The organism is Poritiphilus flavus (assembly GCF_009901585.1).
GTDB lineage: Bacteria > Bacteroidota > Bacteroidia > Flavobacteriales > Flavobacteriaceae > Poritiphilus > Poritiphilus flavus.
Genome location: NZ_WXYO01000002.1, coordinates 656,530 through 673,276, shown reverse-complemented (window position 1 = coordinate 673,276; position 16,747 = coordinate 656,530). Strand labels below are relative to the sequence as shown.

Annotated in this window: 16 protein-coding genes; 8 read left to right on the top strand and 8 right to left on the bottom strand. The window is 45.6% G+C overall.

The window, feature by feature from the left end; all coding sequences use genetic code 11:
* Nucleotides 1-24: 24 nt before the first annotated feature.
* The 6 genes from GTQ38_RS06250 (at nucleotide 25) to GTQ38_RS06225 (ending at nucleotide 5,991) form a co-directional block, all read left to right on the top strand.
* Nucleotides 25-639 (top strand): FMN-binding negative transcriptional regulator, encoded by a 615-nt coding sequence (locus GTQ38_RS06250; protein ID WP_161434614.1) that lies wholly within the window; start codon nucleotides 25-27, stop codon nucleotides 637-639.
* 231 nt (nucleotides 640-870) lie between these two features.
* Complete coding sequence (locus tag GTQ38_RS06245; RefSeq protein ID WP_161434613.1) at nucleotides 871-1,641, top strand: hypothetical protein; 771 nt, start codon at nucleotides 871-873, stop codon at nucleotides 1,639-1,641.
* Between the two features lie 26 nt (nucleotides 1,642-1,667).
* The gene (locus GTQ38_RS06240) at nucleotides 1,668-2,435 is read left to right on the top strand and encodes a hypothetical protein (protein WP_238857812.1); all 768 of its coding nucleotides are present in this window, start codon (nucleotides 1,668-1,670) and stop codon (nucleotides 2,433-2,435) included.
* A gap of 141 nt (nucleotides 2,436-2,576) precedes the next feature.
* Nucleotides 2,577-4,604, top strand: a complete 2,028-nt coding sequence (locus tag GTQ38_RS06235) for a S9 family peptidase (protein ID WP_161434612.1) — start codon at nucleotides 2,577-2,579, stop codon at nucleotides 4,602-4,604.
* 44 nt (nucleotides 4,605-4,648) lie between these two features.
* Nucleotides 4,649-5,038: a hypothetical protein gene (locus GTQ38_RS06230; protein WP_161434611.1), complete on the top strand. Its 390-nt coding sequence runs from the start codon at nucleotides 4,649-4,651 to the stop codon at nucleotides 5,036-5,038.
* Between the two features lie 2 nt (nucleotides 5,039-5,040).
* Nucleotides 5,041-5,991 carry a sugar phosphate isomerase/epimerase family protein gene (locus GTQ38_RS06225; RefSeq protein ID WP_161434610.1) on the top strand — a complete coding sequence of 317 codons (951 nt, stop codon included), beginning with the start codon at nucleotides 5,041-5,043 and terminating at the stop codon, nucleotides 5,989-5,991.
* Nucleotides 5,992-6,000: 9 nt separating this feature from the next.
* On the opposite strand, the gene GTQ38_RS06220 is transcribed toward GTQ38_RS06225, so the two are convergent.
* Both GTQ38_RS06220 and GTQ38_RS06215 read right to left on the bottom strand, forming a co-directional pair.
* The gene (locus GTQ38_RS06220) at nucleotides 6,001-7,095 is read right to left on the bottom strand and encodes an adenylate/guanylate cyclase domain-containing protein (protein WP_161434609.1); all 1,095 of its coding nucleotides are present in this window, start codon (nucleotides 7,093-7,095) and stop codon (nucleotides 6,001-6,003) included.
* A gap of 30 nt (nucleotides 7,096-7,125) precedes the next feature.
* Nucleotides 7,126-8,238 (bottom strand): glycoside hydrolase family 26 protein, encoded by a 1,113-nt coding sequence (locus GTQ38_RS06215; protein ID WP_161434608.1) that lies wholly within the window; start codon nucleotides 8,236-8,238, stop codon nucleotides 7,126-7,128.
* Between the two features lie 173 nt (nucleotides 8,239-8,411).
* Here GTQ38_RS06215 and GTQ38_RS06210 point away from each other — a divergent pair, with 173 nt between their 5' ends.
* Nucleotides 8,412-9,368, top strand: coding sequence for a bifunctional helix-turn-helix transcriptional regulator/GNAT family N-acetyltransferase (locus GTQ38_RS06210; protein WP_161434607.1), 957 nt, complete (start codon nucleotides 8,412-8,414; stop codon nucleotides 9,366-9,368).
* 45 nt (nucleotides 9,369-9,413) lie between these two features.
* Nucleotides 9,414-10,091: a haloacid dehalogenase type II gene (locus GTQ38_RS06205; RefSeq protein WP_161434606.1), complete on the top strand. Its 678-nt coding sequence runs from the start codon at nucleotides 9,414-9,416 to the stop codon at nucleotides 10,089-10,091.
* Here the strand turns inward: GTQ38_RS06205 and GTQ38_RS06200 are convergent.
* From GTQ38_RS06200 to GTQ38_RS06175, 6 genes are all read right to left on the bottom strand, one after another.
* A complete protein-coding gene (locus GTQ38_RS06200; protein WP_161434605.1) occupies nucleotides 10,088-10,888 on the bottom strand; it encodes an FAD binding domain-containing protein in 801 nt (266 codons plus the stop codon). The genes GTQ38_RS06205 and GTQ38_RS06200 overlap by 4 nt on opposite strands.
* Before the next feature lie 12 nt (nucleotides 10,889-10,900).
* Nucleotides 10,901-13,267 carry a xanthine dehydrogenase family protein molybdopterin-binding subunit gene (locus tag GTQ38_RS06195; RefSeq protein WP_161434604.1) on the bottom strand — a complete coding sequence of 789 codons (2,367 nt, stop codon included), beginning with the start codon at nucleotides 13,265-13,267 and terminating at the stop codon, nucleotides 10,901-10,903.
* Nucleotides 13,268-13,270: 3 nt separating this feature from the next.
* Nucleotides 13,271-13,735 (bottom strand): (2Fe-2S)-binding protein, encoded by a 465-nt coding sequence (locus GTQ38_RS06190; protein ID WP_161434603.1) that lies wholly within the window; start codon nucleotides 13,733-13,735, stop codon nucleotides 13,271-13,273.
* Between the two features lie 189 nt (nucleotides 13,736-13,924).
* Nucleotides 13,925-15,118, bottom strand: a complete 1,194-nt coding sequence (locus tag GTQ38_RS06185) for a vWA domain-containing protein (RefSeq protein ID WP_161434602.1) — start codon at nucleotides 15,116-15,118, stop codon at nucleotides 13,925-13,927.
* Between the two features lie 157 nt (nucleotides 15,119-15,275).
* On the bottom strand, nucleotides 15,276-15,647 hold the full coding sequence (locus tag GTQ38_RS06180; RefSeq protein WP_161434601.1) for a four helix bundle protein: 372 nt from the start codon (nucleotides 15,645-15,647) through the stop codon (nucleotides 15,276-15,278).
* Between the two features lie 149 nt (nucleotides 15,648-15,796).
* On the bottom strand, nucleotides 15,797-16,687 hold the full coding sequence (locus GTQ38_RS06175) for an AAA family ATPase (RefSeq protein WP_161434600.1): 891 nt from the start codon (nucleotides 16,685-16,687) through the stop codon (nucleotides 15,797-15,799).
* Between the last annotated feature and the right edge of the window lie 60 nt (nucleotides 16,688-16,747).

Below are 16,747 nucleotides of genomic sequence, written 5' to 3'. Positions count from 1 at the left end.
AATAATTAAAATAGAACAGCATCAATGTACATTCCACCGAAATACGAAAATAAGAACCTGGATGAAGTACGGGATTTTCTTAAGCAGAATGCTTTTGGAATTCTTGTCAATACGGTTGACGGCAGGCCTTGGGCTACGCATATCCCACTTGAACTGGATACCGACGAGGAAGGGCGCGATGTCCTGGTCGGCCACATTGCCAAGGCAAATCCACAATGGAGAAGCTTCAAAGAAGAAGAACGGCTATTGTGTATCTTCAACGGCCCGCATACTTATGTTTCCTCTTCCTGGTACCAGCAGGAAGAAGTACCCACCTGGAATTATATCGCGGTTCATATTTACGGGACACTTCGGATTTTAGACCAGGAGGCCGTTCTGGAATCTCTGAAAAAGCTTGTGGATAAATATGAGAGAAATTCAGATAACCCCATATCGGTAGACAGATTATCTCCAAAGACCATGCGGCAGATAAGAGGGGTAGTTGGCTTCAATATTATTATAGAAGAAATACAGGCTGCTTATAAACTTTCCCAAGGTCGGGAGCAGGATCATCCGGAGATTATCAGACATCTAGAGAAAGGACCGGAACAGTCCAGGGCAGTGGCCAAAGCCATGAAAGACAAGCAGAAGCTACCTTAGCATTGTAGGCTAATTCACTACTAAAATACAGAATTTATTTCCAAAATTTATTCTCTTAATTTTCTGAAAATTAGATATTTATGCGTATATTCAATGGATTTTTACATTCCTACGAATCCCCCTGTTGTAAAACTTAGACTGCCCTATTAATGGTCGGAACCTTCCTGAGAGTATCTGCCTGACTCCTCTGTTCCGATCATAAGAGCTGAGTATTAACCAACTTCATAGATTATGAGACAAACTAAAATTTCACTACTTGTGGTAGGGGCACTATTGCTTTTACCTAACGCCCTAAAGGCCCAGGAAAAAAGCTCCTCTCAGGCTTTCTGGGTTCACGAAGATGTTGTAAAACCTTCAATGACTGCAGAATACGAAAGTGTATGCAAGGAACTTGTGGACAATATGAAAACACACAATATTCCTGAAGTGAACACTATAGTTACCAACACTGTAGACAACCGCTACCTCTGGGTAGGGCCAATAGAGAACATGGCTCAACTGGACAAGCCTGTTTTTGCGACCCTGGCGGAAAAGATGGGTCCTGAAAAAATGGGTGCGCTGTTCGATCGCATGGACAAATGCTACGACATCGAACAAAATTACATTATTCATCTGGAGCCGGAACTCTCTTACATGCCTGGAGGGATCACCCAGACTCCGGAAGGTCAGGATTATCGAAAATTCCATTACTTCCATTATACCCCAGGCAACAGAGCGGCCGTAAAAGAAAAAGTTGTGGCCATTAAAAAAATGTTCGAGGACAAGGGATCCAAACTGGACTATAGGGTATACCGAAGTGGATTTGGCACCAGGGGAGAGTTCTTTATGGTGGCAGTTGCTGCTAAAGATGCCGCCGACTACGCTGCTAAAGTGGCCGCTAATAATGAAATGATGGGAGAAGAATGGCTGGATCTTTATAGCAGCTTCCAGGCTACCCTGGAGAAGTATGAGGCCTTTGAAGGACAGATGAGGCCAGACATGGCTTATGCGCCTGCCAACTAATCAAAAAAATAACAAACACTACGAAAATGAAGAATTTACTATTTACCTTATTGCTGATACCCGCCCTGATACTGGCACAGGAGAGCCGGCCCCCGGCCCCGCTGTTTATGAATGTTATGATGACTCCCAATCCCGAAAAGATCGCCGAGTTTGAGGCTGGTGTTGCAGCACATAACAAAAAATACCATGCCGAAGGGCCTAACCAGGTCAACGTATTTTGGGTAGCCAGCGGTGAAAACTCCGGGAAATACATATGGAGTATGGGACCTACAGCCTGGGAAGCCATGGATGCCGCCGGTAATCCGGATGCGGCACACACCGCAGATTGGAATACCAACGTCGCTGCTCACGCATTACCGGAAATGGAAACAACCTATTGGAAAGGTGATCCTGCACACTCTAATTTTTCCAAGGATTTTACCCTTAAAAACCTGTCCATCTTTATGATGGATATCAAGCGCTTTAAGGCAATGGAATTCGTAGCCCTGATGGACAAGGTACAAAAGGTCTTCAAAGCAAAGGATCCGGATCGTACCTGGGGCTCTTATTTTAACGAGTTGGCCAATAATAACGGACAGGATTACGTATGGGTAGACTTTTTTGACAAATCAGCCTGGATGGGGCGCGACAATAAATTCCCGCAGTGGTATGAAGAAGTTCACGGAGAAGGGACTTTTGCTGAATTTCTAAAAGAGATTGAAGCTACAACCGACGGAGACCGTCAGGAATTGTGGATGTTCAGGGCAGATCTGAGCGGGACTGATGGATCCGTTACTGCCGTCGCGGAAAATTGAATCCTTGTATTTCAGGAGCTTAAGAAACTCCATAACCTAACCAAAAGAGTAATACCCGGAAGAAATTCCGGGTTTTGCTTTTTTCAGGCAAGCTCAGAAGGCCGAATTGCCTATCTTTAAAACATGACTAAATTCAACATTATGAAGACGCTCAAACCCTATTATTTACCACTTCTAGTCCTCCTTGCCGGTTCGCAATTATGGTCTCAGAAAACCAAGCTGGAACTGCTCGATATCTTTAATATGGAATACGTTTCGGATCCGCAGATATCACCAGATGGAAAACAGGTCATTTATGTGCGGAATTTTAAAGATGTAATGACGGACAAGAACCTGTCTAATCTCTGGATCGTAAACTTCGACGGCAGCCAGAACAGACCCCTGACCAGTGGGAATCAGAATGACTTTGCTCCAAAATGGTCCCACGACGGCAAGAAGATCGTTTTTAAGTCCAATATGCAGGATCGGAAAATGAAATTATTCATGATGTGGATGGATACCCGGGAAACCGTGGCACTGCTCAATATGCCTCAAAGCCCCGGCTCGGTAAGCTGGTCTTACGACGATAAATACCTGGCCTTTTCCATGTTCGTTCCCAAAAAATCGGGATCCATCATCAAACTACCTCCCAAACCAGAGGGAGCCAAATGGAATAAACCTCCTATATATATCGAGAAAATGGACTATCGCGGAGATGGTCAGGGTTACCTCAAAAACGGTAATGAACAACTGTTTGTTTTATCGACGGACGGCGGAAGCCCAAGGCAGCTAACGCATTCAGATCACGATCACGGAGCGCCCATTTGGTCTCGAGACGATCAGAAACTGTATTTCACGGCAAACCTCAACGAAGATCACGAGTTTGAGCCACGCAACAGTGAAATTTACGAACTCAGGCTGTCCGACGGCGGGATCAAGGCACTCACGTCCAGGAAGGGACCGGATTTTGGCCCGGTACTTTCTCCTGACGGAAAGACCATCGCTTACACGGGTTTCGACGATAGATACCAGGGATATCAGCTCACTAAACTCTATCTGATGAATACGGACGGCAGCGGCTCAGCGGAAGTATCCACCACCCTGGACCGGGATATTGAAAGTCCGAAATGGGCTGGCGACGGAAAGGGTTTGTACTTCAGGTTTGACGATAGAGGTGAAACCAAGATAGGCTACGTAACCCGGGGAGGCAAGGTCACTAACCTGGCCGGAAATCTTGGCGGGCTTTCGCTAGGAAGACCTTACAATGCAGCTTCTTATTCCGTATCAAGGGATGGAGCCCTGGCATTTACACTGGGCGCAACGGATCATCCCGCAGACCTGGCTGTCCGGAATAACAAAACACAAAAGCGACTTACGCGGCTAAACCAGGATCTGTTTTCGTATCGCAAACTGGGGAAGGTAAGCGAACTGAGCTGGAAATCCTCCTTTGATCAGCGGGAGATCCAGGGCTGGATGGTTACTCCGCCGGATTTTGATCCCAACAAAAAGTATCCGCTTATCCTGGAAATCCATGGGGGGCCGTTTGCCAGTTACGGTTCTGTGTTTTCAGCGGAAATCCAGCTTTATGCAGCGGCCGGATATGTTGTGCTATATACCAATCCCAGAGGAAGCACCAGTTACGGAGAAGAATTCGGGAACCTGATCCATCACGATTACCCTAATCATGACTATGAGGACCTGATGTCCGGGGTGGATGCTGTGCTCGAAAAGGGATTTGTAGACGAAAATCGACTGTATGTGACAGGGGGAAGCGGTGGCGGTGTACTTACCGCATGGATCGTTGGTAAGACTAACCGTTTTAAAGCAGCGGTTGTGGCAAAGCCTGTGATAAACTGGTATAGTTTTGTGTTATATGCGGATGGGCCCAGTTTTTTTCACAAATACTGGTTTCCAAACAAACCCTGGGAGGATCCATCGAATTACCTCAAACGTTCTCCGATCTCCTATGTTGGAAATATTGAAACCCCTACAATGCTTCTTACAGGTGAGGAAGATTTTAGGACACCCATTGCCGAATCAGAACAGTTTTACGCGGCCCTCAAACTGGAAAAAGTGGAATCTGCCATGGTAAGGATCCCGGGTGCCTCGCATGGTATAGCCAATCAACCAAGCAACCTGGTGGCTAAAATTGCCGGTGTATTGGCCTGGTTTGAAAAGTATAAGGAATAAGCGCCCAAAAAATTCTTAACTTTATAGAAACAACCCTATTAGCCATGCTAAACAGTAAGTTCTGGCAAGCATTCTTTGCTATTGCCCCCCTGGCGATGTTGGTTATAACCCTGATCGGGTATGCCTTCTTTATCTTTAGTGTAGTAACCAATATGCCAGAGATTGAACAATCCGGAAGCGACCCTGCCTTTTTCGTTTTGGGGAATATCGGGGTCTTTATGCTACTGGTCTTGCTTACCGTGCTCATTTCCCTGGGAAGTTTGATTTTCTATATTATTCATGCTGTACAAAACCAAAACCTGGCAGATAGCAGCCTACTGGTTGTCTGGATATTGCTGTTTGTATTTGTAAGCGGTATTGGACAGTTGATCTATTGGATTGTTGAAATTCTTGGAAAAAATAGGGATAACCCGGTTTCAGAACGCACTTCTTAACAATGAAAACACGAAGAGAATTTTTAGCCAATGCCGCATTAGGAGCCGCGGCAATAAGCCTCAATCCTTTAACTTTAAACGCGACCAATACCGGTTTGATTGAAACTATGAAGAACCCTAAAATATCACTGGCGCAGTGGTCCCTGCACAGAGCCCTGCAAAATGGTTCCATCAAGGCGGCGGATTTTGCGGCCGTTACCCGAAACGAATTCGGCATAGGCGCGATTGAATACGTAAACCAATTCTATGTGTCTCAGGCAAACAGTCAAAAATTCTGGGGCCAGATGAAACAGGCCGCGGAAGATCATGACGTTCAAAGTTTGCTCATCATGGTTGACGGTGAGGGAAACCTGGGAGATCCCAAGTCCAAGGCTCGGAAAAATGCGGTTGAAAATCATTACAAGTGGATACATGCCGCAAAAATTCTGGGTTGTCATTCCATCAGGGTAAATGCATTTGGTAAGGGAAGCAAGGCAGAATTAAGAACGGCATTGGTAGACGGACTGGGGCAACTAGCTGCATACGGCGCCGAGCAAGACATCCATGTGCTCATCGAAAATCATGGCCTCCACACTTCAGACGGGAAATATATGGTGGGGATTATTGAAGAAGTAAACAATCCGTATTTGGGAACGCTTCCGGATTTCGGCAATTGGTGCCTGAACGCGGAATGGGGAAGCACCAAGGGAAATAGCTGCACAGAAGTATATGATCACTACCAGGGAGTTGCAGACTTTTTGCCCTTCGCCAAGGGAGTGAGTGCGAAATCCTATGATTTTGACGCTAGTGGAAACGAATCTCTTCTGGATTATAAGAAACTGCTAAAACTGGTCAAGGATTCTGGTTTTGAAGGATATATCGGTATAGAATATGAAGGTGAAGAACTCAGTGAAGCAGATGGCATAATCGCTACAAAAAAACTCATAGAAAATACCTGGCTAAATCTGGATTGAGCCTATTAACTACCTATTGAATGTCAGGCTGTAAAGGAGCACTGATTCTTTTTTTCCTCTAAGGAAGAGGTCTCCGATCTTTGCGAACTGAATATCATCTTCAAGCGTCAATTTGCTGAGCAGTAATTCGGAAAGCAGGAGCTGGGCATTATAGGTATTGCATTCCGCCTGTATCCTGGCAGCCGTATTCAGTACATCTCCGGTATAGATGATATCTTTTTTGATAATCCCGATCTCGCCCGTGGTCACCTGCCCGATATGGCAACCCGCTTTGAAGTTAGGCCGGAGTCCGAATTGCCTTTGGTAAAGATCTGCTTTCTTCTGAAATGCCCGGGTGATCAAATAGAAACACTCGATGCAATTGTTCCTGAACAAGCCGGTCTTTTCAGGCCAGGAGACTACGATCTCATCCCCCACATACTGGTAGATCTCTCCGGAAGTTTGTAGAATAGCGCTGGTCATGTCCCCATAGTAAGCACTCAGAAGGTCAAAGTACTTTTCGTGCCCTATCTGTTCGGCAATGGTTGTGGACGATTTCATATCCAGAAACATGAATATCCGCGTCTCCTTCTGCGGGCGATGGTATTTGCCTGAAATAAAATTATAAAAGACCCCATCCCCCAGGTATTGACTTATCTCCGAGAAAAATAAGGCAATAACAATTGTAAAAGCGATATAAAACATGACGCTCCAAAAGGCAAACTTATTCAGAAACCTTACGGATGACTGAATTGCTTCGTTCCAGTCCCCATCGTTAGAGTTTACCAGGCTGTTGGCAGTTGACAAAACAATCAGGAAGAGAAATATGAATCCTGCATAGAAGAAAGACTTTAGTAACACCTTGACCCAGAGCGCCTTATTCTCAAATCGTTTTCTAAGCCAAAGTACTTCCAATGCACCTTGAATAACACCGAAAAAAAGGCAGCCGAAGATAGTGACTGCCAGATTACCTTTAAAATCGTATTGATTCTGTGTGGCAGGATAAATATTCAAATCGCCCATGATACCAGCTTCCACCAGCAAATAGGCAAACGCGAACAAGACCCAAATTATGGGAAATGGCAGGATCTGCTTCGCAATTCTTTTGGTCTTCGGATGAAGCATGGTCCCTTAAATATAGCAAATATCAATAGTCTATTCATAGCTATTGATAGTTTCTGTCTTTAGTTCGTCCCGGGTTACAACTTTACTACTGTTCATCATATAATTTGCCTTCCGATTGTCCTTGATGGCCACTTTAACACCATTCCAACTATGCCATTGAAGAAAATAGGCGACCTTACCACTTAGCTGACGGATGAGTTCAAGCTCATCCCAATAGCCGGCCGCGGCTTCAGACGGACCGGTTTCCGTCATTACTACTGTTTTTCCCAATCCTTTAAGTTTGTCGTAGTTTGGAAAGTCTGGCTTGGGGCCATAGTAGTTTATTCCAACCAGATCCACATAGTCCGAACCGGGATAATACGAGGTAACACCGGCATTCCATCCGTAATCCGGGCTAGCTGAGTAGGTCCAGAGTAGATTATCCAGACTGTAGTCATAGCGAAAGGTATTGTACATATCCTGCCAAAGGGCCGTGAAATCCGCTTCATTGGACTGCATACCATCATAGCCATCAATACCATACCAATAGAAATGGGAATTCATTTCCTTAAAGGGTCTCCAGATAACCACTACCCCAGCCTGCTGAAGATCCTGCAACACTTTGGCCACCTCGTCCAGTTCATTTCGATAAATCCATTTCGCCTTGCTTTCAGGGGCATGCCTTAGCAATGCCCTCATGTTTATGGTTTGCCGCCCTTCAACGGAGTTCCAATGACTTTCATAAGCTGATCTAAAAGGATTGGGTGGCTGCCAGCTCAGGCTGATCAACCCGCCTTGCTCCCAGTGGTCTATAAGCGTACTGAGGGAAAAGCCCGCTACTGCAGAGGTACCCAGATCGGCGCCAATCAGCCCGGCGAATTTGTTTGTTTTCCCAGCCAGTCTACCGACGTACTCCTGGTAGTAATCGTTGATCTGTCCAGGGTCGTCACCACACTGTTGACCGGCGATAAGGCGGCCGTTGGTCACCAGATAATCGAAATAGGCCAGTAGGTTTTTCCTGGATCTGGCTCCGTTAAAAACCGGACTGCCTGATAGCTGATCGTGCTGTTGGTATGCCTGGATGGATCTTTGCTCTTTAAAGGAGCCTTGTTCGTTAAAGCTCCACAAAAAGAGCAAGCCTAGATAAAGAAGTGTAATGCGCATTTTTTTATAATTAATGGTTTCATTAGCATCACCCCAAAAACTATTCCGAAAACGATGTGTATCCCAATTGCCGAAAATTCTTTTACAAGTGAATGATATTATCAAATTAAACAGCCAATTTGCATAGAAAAAAAAGAAATTATATATTTATGTAATCACTTACGTAATTAAATATGGAATCATTTTATAACAAGGTCGGGAAAATGGCGCTCGGAAGCAGACTAAGGATGCTAAATGAGCGATTGTTAAGCGATGCGGAACGCATTTATGCTCTTTACGACGTCAATCTGAAACCCAAGTGGTTTCCAGTGTTTTATGTGCTTTCGAACGGTCAAAAGAAGTCCATTACCGAGATAGCCCAGGAGATCGGGCATTCACATCCTTCGGTTTGCAACATTGTCCGGGAACTGTCTAAGGCAGGCATAGTTACCGAAATGCCGGATAAGAATGACGGCCGAAAGAATATCATTCAACTTAGTAAGAAAGGTCAGCTTCTGGAATCAAAAATACAGTATCAATATATAGATGTGGACGAGGCGGTCGCTGAAGCTCTTAGGGAAACCACCCACAATCTCTGGACGGCTATGGCCGAGTTTGAGTACCAGTTGGAGCAACGTTCCATGTACCAACGGGTCCGGGACGTACAAAAGAAGCGGGAATCCGATAAGGTGAAGATCGTTCCTTATGAGGCAAAATACCGTGAGGCCTTTCGTACGCTTAATGAGGAGTGGATCCAGCAGTATTTTAAAATGGAGGAAATGGACTATAAGTCATTGCATCATCCCAAAGATTATATTCTGGACCGGGGCGGGCACATATTGGTCGCACTTTATGAAAATGAAGCTGTTGGAGTTTGTGCCCTGATCAGGACTCCGGAGAAGGAGTACGATTACGAATTGGCCAAAATGGGCGTTTCCCCAAATATGCAAGGCAAAGGAATTGGATGGAAATTGGGAAACGCCATTGTGGATAAAGCCAGAGAGTTGGGAGCTGAAAAGATCTACCTGGAAAGCAATACCATATTGGAACCTGCCATCGCATTGTACCGAAAACTCGGCTTTCAAAAAATCTCGGGCAAGCCTTCCCCATATGAACGTTCCAATATCCAGATGGCGCTTGAAATTCTATAGATATGTCGTAATTTTAAGGGAATCACCCATAAACTGGCCCATATCTTGAAGCAAACTCTGGCTTTTGATGTTTACGGAACCCTGATCGATACATCCGGGGTATTCCAAACCTTGACAGAACTTATCGGCCCTTCTGCCACTGCTTTCATGGAAAGCTGGCGACAGAAGCAATTAGAGTATTCCTTCAGGAGGGGTTTGATGGGATCCTATGTGGATTTTTCCGTTTGTACCCGGGAAGCTTTGGAATACTGCTGCCTAAAATTCGACGAGGATTTAACCCCACAGGCAAAAGACAGACTGATGGCAGCTTATACCAAATTGCCTGTATTTGAGGATGTGGGGAAGGCTCTCCGGGAATTGCAGGAGGAGGGACATACGCTTTACGCTTTTTCCAATGGGAGTAAAGAAGCTGTGCTTACTCTTTTGGAAAGCAACAATATCCATAACTTCTTCCAGGGTGTTGTTAGCGCCAAATCTGTACAGACCTTTAAGCCTGATCCTAAGGTGTACGAATATTTTGCACACCGGGCCACTTCCGAAAAAGAAACTTCATGGCTTATTTCCGGCAACGCTTTTGATGTCTTCGGAGCCATTAATTACGGGATGAAGGCCGTTTGGGTAAAGCGGAGCGAATCCGCGATTCTTGATCCCTGGGCTATGGAGCCTACAGAGCAGATCAATTCACTCACCGAACTCTCTTCAGTCCTTAAAGGCTATACTTAAGCCTCTAAAGCCCTCCTGACGAATACCCTGGCGAGATGTGCTCGATAGTCGGAATCGGCAAAGTGATCACTCATAACCTCTACTCCATCTACGGCGTGTTCCGCGGCATCGGCATTTCCGGTATAGGCTTCTTCAACCGCAGTAGCGCGGTATGGGGCATCAGAAACCCCGGTGACCCCTACCCTTACGTCGTTTCCGTCTTTAACAACAGCCACCCCGACCACTGCAAACCTGGAAGCGGATTGGTAGAATTTTTGATAATTCCCCTGGCTCACTTTTGGGAAGCGAATAGAAGTAATGATCTCATCTCCTTCCAGTGCCGTGGTAAACGTGCCTTGAAAAAAATCCGTTGCAGCTACTGACCTGACGCCGTTCTTGCCCTGCACCTCTATGGTAGCATCGCAGGCAAGTACCACTGCCGGGTAGTCTGCCGATGGGTCCGCGTGGGCTAAACTTCCCCCAAGTGTACCCCGATTTCGGATCTGAATATCACCAATAGTATTGGCGGCATCGGCCAGCAAACCCAGGTGCTTTTGCACGAGATCGGAGTTTGCAATGGCTTTATGAGTGCAGTTTGCACCAATATGAATTTCATCTCCCTGTTCCGTGATGCTGTTCAGTTCTCCAATACCTGAAATGTCAATTAGGATGGACGGATTATTTAATCGCAGTTTCATTGCGGGGATCAGGCTATGGCCACCGGCCAGGATTTTGGCCTCCCAACCGTGTTGATCCAGAAGCTCAATGGCCTGATCTACGGAAGATGCTTTTATATAGTCAAATTTTGATGGTATCATGTTTATTCTGTTTTAGTTCTGCATTGCTTTCCAAACGCGTTGAGGGGTTAGTGGCATCTGAATATCGGTTACTCCGAGATGCGATAAGGCATCAACGACGGCATTGACAACCGCCGGGGTTGAGCCTATTGCTCCGGCCTCCCCAGCTCCTTTTACCCCAAGTGGGTTATGCGGGCATGGTGTTACCGTTCTGTCCGTCTCTATCATAGGCAGATCGTCTGCACGCGGCAAGGCATAGTCCATATAAGACCCGCTTATCATCTGTCCCTGATCATCATAGATCACTTCTTCCAGAAGTGCCTGGCCTACTCCCTGCGCGATACCACCGTGGATCTGCCCATCCACAATCATTGGGTTCATAACATTTCCTACGTCATCACAAGCCACAAATCGCTTGAGATCCACCTTTCCTGTTTCCTTATCAACCTCAACTACGGCAATATGGGTTCCGAAGGGATAGGTAAAATTGGTAGGATCGTAGAAACTGGAGAAGTCCAGCCCAGGTTCCAGGCCCTCCGGATAATCATGGGGTACGTAGGCCGTTAGGGATACGTCTCCAAACGAAATGGATTTATCCGTTCCCTTAACCGTCCACTTTCCATCCGCATATTCCAGATCGGCTTCAGAGGCTTCTAATTTATGCGCGGCAATTTTTGCACCTTTTTCCAGTATCTTTTCTATACTCTTGATGATAGCACTCCCTCCTACCGCGAGGCTGCGCGAACCATAAGTACCCATACCAAAGGCTACCTGCTCGGTATCCCCGTGCTCTATTTCCACATCGTCCATTGGAATACCCAGTGCATCGGCAACAAATTGGGCAAAAACGGTTTCATGCCCCTGTCCATGAGAATGCGCCCCGGTATATACGGAAACTTTTCCTGTTGGTTGTACACGAACCTGCCCTACCTCGTAAAGGCCTGCCCGTGCTCCAAGGGCTCCAACCACGGCAGAAGGTGCTATCCCGCAACCTTCAATATAGGTAGAGATCCCTACTCCAAGAAGTTTACCATTGCCATTGTTCCTGGCTTTCTCCTGTTCTTTTCGGAAGTCTTCGTATCCGAGCATTTCCAGGCCTCGCTTTAAAGTAGCTTCGTAGTTACCACTGTCGTATTGCAAAGCCACCTGGGTCTGATAACCTTCCTGATTCACACCATCGAAGGGTGGAATGAAATTTTTGAAACGTATTTCTGCCGCATCTATACCCATTTCCTGTGCTCCTTTGGAGATAATGCGCTCCAGCAAATAGGTCGCTTCCGGTCTTCCCGCTCCCCTATAGGCGTCTACCGGAACTGTATGCGTAAAAGGTGCCGTAACGTTCAGGTGAATAAGCGGGGTGGTATATACCCCCTGGAACAAGGTCCCGTGCAAATAGGTGGGTACCGCAGGAGCAAAGGTAGACAGATAAGCCCCCATGGCGCAATACTCATCACTGAGAATGCCCAGGATCTTGCCTTCTTTGTCAAAGCCCATTTTTGCCCTTACCATATGATCGCGGCCATGGGCATCGGTAAGGAAGGCCTCACTTCTATCAGCGGTCCATTTGACCGGCCTTCCGATCTCCCTGGAGATCCAGGTTACCAGGGCCTCTTCCGTATAATGATATATCTTACTTCCAAAACCTCCTCCAACATCGTGGCTTACCACGCGAACTTTGTGTTCTGGTATCCCAAGAACAAAGGCGCATAACAGCAAACGTATGAGGTGAGGATTTTGGGTGCTGGTATATAAGGTCCACTTATCTGCATTTACATCGTAGTCCGAAATATAGCTTCTGGGTTCTATAGCGTTAGGCGCAAGCCTTTGATTTCGGAATTCCATCTCCGTCACATGATGCGCTCCTGCCAGGGCTGCCTCAACTTCCGCCCTGTCATTTCCAATGCACCAGTCGAATGCGGCATTGTCTTCCCACTGATCGTGTACAAGAGGCGCGTCCTTACTCATGGCTTTCTCAGGATCTGTTACGGCCGGAAGTGGATCGTAATCTACTTCTACCAGTTCTGCAGCGTCTCTGGCTTCCTCCAGGGTCTCAGCCACAACAGCCGCCACCGCTTCTCCTACATGCCTGATCTTGTCTTTCGCCAGCAAGGGGTGAACGGGTTCTCGCATGGTCTCCCCATTTTTAAAATCTACCTGCCAGCCACATGGCACCCCAAACTCCCCACAGCCGTCAGCTGCAGTATAGACCGCTACCACGCCTTTCGCTTGAAGGGCCTTGGAAGTATCCACGGAAAGGATCTTAGCATGTGCGAACGGACTTCGAACAAAGGCCAACTGCGTCATCCCGTGCAGCTTAAGGTCGTCCGTATATTTTCCGGCACCTTTAAGAAACCGGGCGTCTTCTCTTCTCTTTATTGGTTTACCTACAAATGCTCCCATAACCTAACTTTGGATTTGTTCAGCAGCATGCTGAATGGATTTGACTATGTTGTGATATCCCGTGCAACGGCAAAAATTTCCTTTGAGTCCATCCCGGATCTCCGCTTCCGTCGGATTTGGGTTGGCTTTAATGATCTCTGCGGCAGTCATTACCATACCTGGAGTGCAGAAACCGCATTGTAAACCGTGATGTTCCTTAAACGCTTCCTGGATAGGATGCATCCCACTTCCGTTAGCCATCCCTTCTATAGTAGTAACTTCACAGCCATCTGCCTGCACCGCAAGTACAGTACACGATTTAACCGCATCGCCGTCAATTAATATGGTACAAGATCCGCAACCACTTGTATCGCAACCAATATGGGTGCCGGTAAGCTGAAGCTCCTCTCTTAAATATTGCGCAAGACTTATTCTGGGCTCAATGTCATGCGAATGTGAAACGCCATTGACCTTAATAGAAATTTTCATTTTTCTACGATTTAATGAGTTGAAATATTCGTATTCTTAAAATTTCAGCAGGAACCTGTTTAAGCCATCAGGCTAAAGTGAACAGTCTAAAATTTTGGATTCTTAAGATAAAAAAATAACCGCTAAAAAATGATAGAAAAACCCTTGTTTTTTTAACTTTCTTCAAGAAAAGCCCTCATAAAATCCGGTTTAGTGAAAATTCTGGCTAAAAACCGGAGAAGTTGTCAAATTCCTTCGCCTTTGAGCCAGATACAGGGCCTGTTTTAGGCTTTTAAGGTTATGTGCAGGGGCCAGCAGATCGAGATAAGGCAGGGCGGTTTTCATACCCAACACTTCAGGACTAAAATTCGGACTACCGGCAAGCGGGTTGAGCCAGATCACTTTCTTGCTTTTTTTGTAGATCACAGACATGGCATTCTCCATTGACTGATGATCACCGGTGTCCCAACCATCACTTAGGATAAAGACAATGGTCTTTTTATCTAACAAATTATGGGCATGGGTAGTTGTAAAATCCATAAGACAGCTCCCTATGGTGGTACCTCCGGACCACTGCGGAACCCGCTCAGAGATCATGGCAAATGCCTTGCCAAATTCATGGTTCTTAAGGATCTCACTTACCTGGTGCAAAGCAGTGCTAAAAACAAAAGTTTCAATTTTGTCATAAGCATTTTGAAAGGCGTATATAAGGTGAACAAAAAACCTGCTGTATAACTCCATGGAGCGGCTTACATCGCAGAGCAATACCAGTTTTAACTTACGTTCCTTTTTTTCACTGAAGACCAGCCGCTGTATCTCTCCACCAGTGCGCATGTTTAGACGTACGGTTTGTTTCATATCCAAATGGGAGCTCTTTTTGGTTCTTTTGCGAAGTCTACTCTTCTGATGCGCTAACCTTTTGGCAATCCGTTTAAGCGCTGAAAGGATAAGTTCCATTTCGTCCGGACTCAGATCAGAGAAGTTCTTTCTGCTGAGCACCTCAAGGTCGCTATAAGAAGCAGTCGGCTGCTCTTCTTCAGATGGGTTTAAGTTCAGCCAGTCTTTTAGTGCCTGGAACTTCAGTTCTTTTCTCAGACTACTCTGCTGTAGTGTCTTTTTATCCTGTTTTTTTTTGAGCTTAGAATCCTGGGCCCTATCCAGTTCAGACCAGAATTCACGGTACAAATCCTCAAACTGAGCGAACTGATAGAAATTCTTGGAAAAAACGGTCTTCAGGGCCTGTCTGAAAAGATCCTCCTTGCGCATACTCAAAAAACCCAAGGCGTTTAGGGCATCTGATTCCTCCTGGGGTCCAATGGAATAACCTTTTGATCTCAGAAACCTGCCGAACTGTATGATGTTCGCCGAAAGAGAGGTTTGATATGTATGGAGTTCTGGAGGCAAAGGGTTTTAGTTTAAAGTAATTCTGTTAATTGATTAGGGGATTGCTGTGTGAAATTGTAAAGCTGTGAAATTGTAAAATTGTGAAATTGTAAAACTCTGAAATTAGGATCAATGCATGGTTTTTATCTAGTTATTCATTTTTCCTTAAGCTTCACTATCATTCTGGAATCCTCTTAATTTGTGTTTTTCGGAAAGCATTAAGTTTATTAGAAATTACATTTATTTTACTCCTTAAATCACTATAGGATTGTTCTTCTATATACCCTAAATGGTAGGCAACAATGATTAGGTTAAGGCTCTCCATCAGGCTACCATAGGAAATTGAGGTAAAACGAGCCTGATCTTTATAAGAAGCCCTGCTCAATCCTTCGGCCAAATTCGTAGAAACAGAAAGTATGGATCTCCTTAGCTGGGATATCAATCCAAATTTTTCGGTATCTGGAAAGCTCTTAGTAAGCCCATATATCTCAAGACAGGCTTTAAGACTTAACTTCCATACATCAAGTTTTTCGAAGTAATACTTATACATAGATCATACCTTTAGCTTGGCTTACTAAAGTACTCTCCTACACTGCAATATCCTTACACTTTTACTGTTTCACGATTCCTCAATTCCTCATTTTCAAATCTTCACAATTTCACGATTCCTCAATTCTTCAATTCCTCAATTCTACATTTTCACAATCTCGATTCCACTCCTGTTTTTTCCAGAAGTTCAGATAATGCGTCCTGGGTTTTCCTGATGTCCTGCCAGTCTTTGAGTACCACCCCAAGGGTGTCTTCTACCAACTGTTTGTCTAAATGCTTCAAATGCATGGAAGCAAGAGCCCTGGCCCAGTCTATAGTTTCTGATACACCAGGGGTCTTTTCCAGTTTCATCTGCCGCAGTTCCTGCATAAAGGCACAGACCTGTTTGCCCAGATTCTCATCGGCTTCGGGCACTTTACTCCTTACGATTGCCAATTCCTTAGCAAAATCCGGATAGTCGATCCAGAGATAGAGGCATCTTCTTCTCAGGGCCTCAGAAAGTTCCCTGGTGCGATTCCCGGTGAGTATTGTCTGAGGTTTATGGGTGGCGCTAATAGTCCCAATCTCAGGTATGGTAACCTGCCAATCTGATAGTACCTCAAGCAAAAAGCTCTCGAACTCCTCGTCTGCACGGTCAATTTCATCTATGAGTAATACTGCTTTCTTTGGATGGGTAATTGCCTGTAAGACAGGTCGCTTAAGAAGAAATTTATCTGCGAAGATGGTAGCTTCAAGCTGCTTGGGATCCAGTCCTTTTTGCTCCTGCATCTTTAAGTGAAGCAGTTGGTGCTGGTAGTTCCATTCGTATAGTGCGTGAGTACTGTCCAGGCCTTCGTAGCATTGAAGTCGAATAAAATCTGCTTCCATTGCTTTGGCCATTACTTTCCCGATCTCAGTTTTTCCAACCCCGGCCGGTCCTTCAACAAGAAGCGGTTTTTCCAGCTTCATCGCCAGGTAAACGGACATCGCAATGGCATCATCACTGATATAGCCCTGTTCCCGGAACATTTCCTGAATTTCGGCCAACTCTTTTTGCGGCATAAAAACATTATCAAATTCGATGTTTAAGATACCCAAAATGGCCGCCTGTTGCAAATTTTG

Excerpts from the sequence above, each read along its gene's own strand:
- GTQ38_RS06250 (WP_161434614.1), top strand. The coding sequence starts at position 25 with ATGTACATTCCACCGAAATACGAAAATAAGAACCTGGATGAAGTACGG.
- GTQ38_RS06245 (WP_161434613.1), top strand. The coding sequence starts at position 871 with ATGAGACAAACTAAAATTTCACTACTTGTGGTAGGGGCACTATTGCTT.
- GTQ38_RS06240 (WP_238857812.1), top strand. The coding sequence starts at position 1,668 with ATGAAGAATTTACTATTTACCTTATTGCTGATACCCGCCCTGATACTG.
- GTQ38_RS06235 (WP_161434612.1), top strand. The coding sequence starts at position 2,577 with ATGAAGACGCTCAAACCCTATTATTTACCACTTCTAGTCCTCCTTGCC.
- GTQ38_RS06230 (WP_161434611.1), top strand. The coding sequence starts at position 4,649 with ATGCTAAACAGTAAGTTCTGGCAAGCATTCTTTGCTATTGCCCCCCTG.
- GTQ38_RS06225 (WP_161434610.1), top strand. The coding sequence starts at position 5,041 with ATGAAAACACGAAGAGAATTTTTAGCCAATGCCGCATTAGGAGCCGCG.
- GTQ38_RS06220 (WP_161434609.1), bottom strand. The coding sequence starts at position 7,095 with ATGCTTCATCCGAAGACCAAAAGAATTGCGAAGCAGATCCTGCCATTT.
- GTQ38_RS06215 (WP_161434608.1), bottom strand. The coding sequence starts at position 8,238 with ATGCGCATTACACTTCTTTATCTAGGCTTGCTCTTTTTGTGGAGCTTT.
- GTQ38_RS06210 (WP_161434607.1), top strand. The coding sequence starts at position 8,412 with ATGGAATCATTTTATAACAAGGTCGGGAAAATGGCGCTCGGAAGCAGA.
- GTQ38_RS06200 (WP_161434605.1), bottom strand. The coding sequence starts at position 10,888 with ATGATACCATCAAAATTTGACTATATAAAAGCATCTTCCGTAGATCAG.
- GTQ38_RS06195 (WP_161434604.1), bottom strand. The coding sequence starts at position 13,267 with ATGGGAGCATTTGTAGGTAAACCAATAAAGAGAAGAGAAGACGCCCGG.
- GTQ38_RS06190 (WP_161434603.1), bottom strand. The coding sequence starts at position 13,735 with ATGAAAATTTCTATTAAGGTCAATGGCGTTTCACATTCGCATGACATT.
- GTQ38_RS06180 (WP_161434601.1), bottom strand. The coding sequence starts at position 15,647 with ATGTATAAGTATTACTTCGAAAAACTTGATGTATGGAAGTTAAGTCTT.
- GTQ38_RS06175 (WP_161434600.1), bottom strand. The coding sequence starts at position 16,687 with ATGCCGCAAAAAGAGTTGGCCGAAATTCAGGAAATGTTCCGGGAACAG.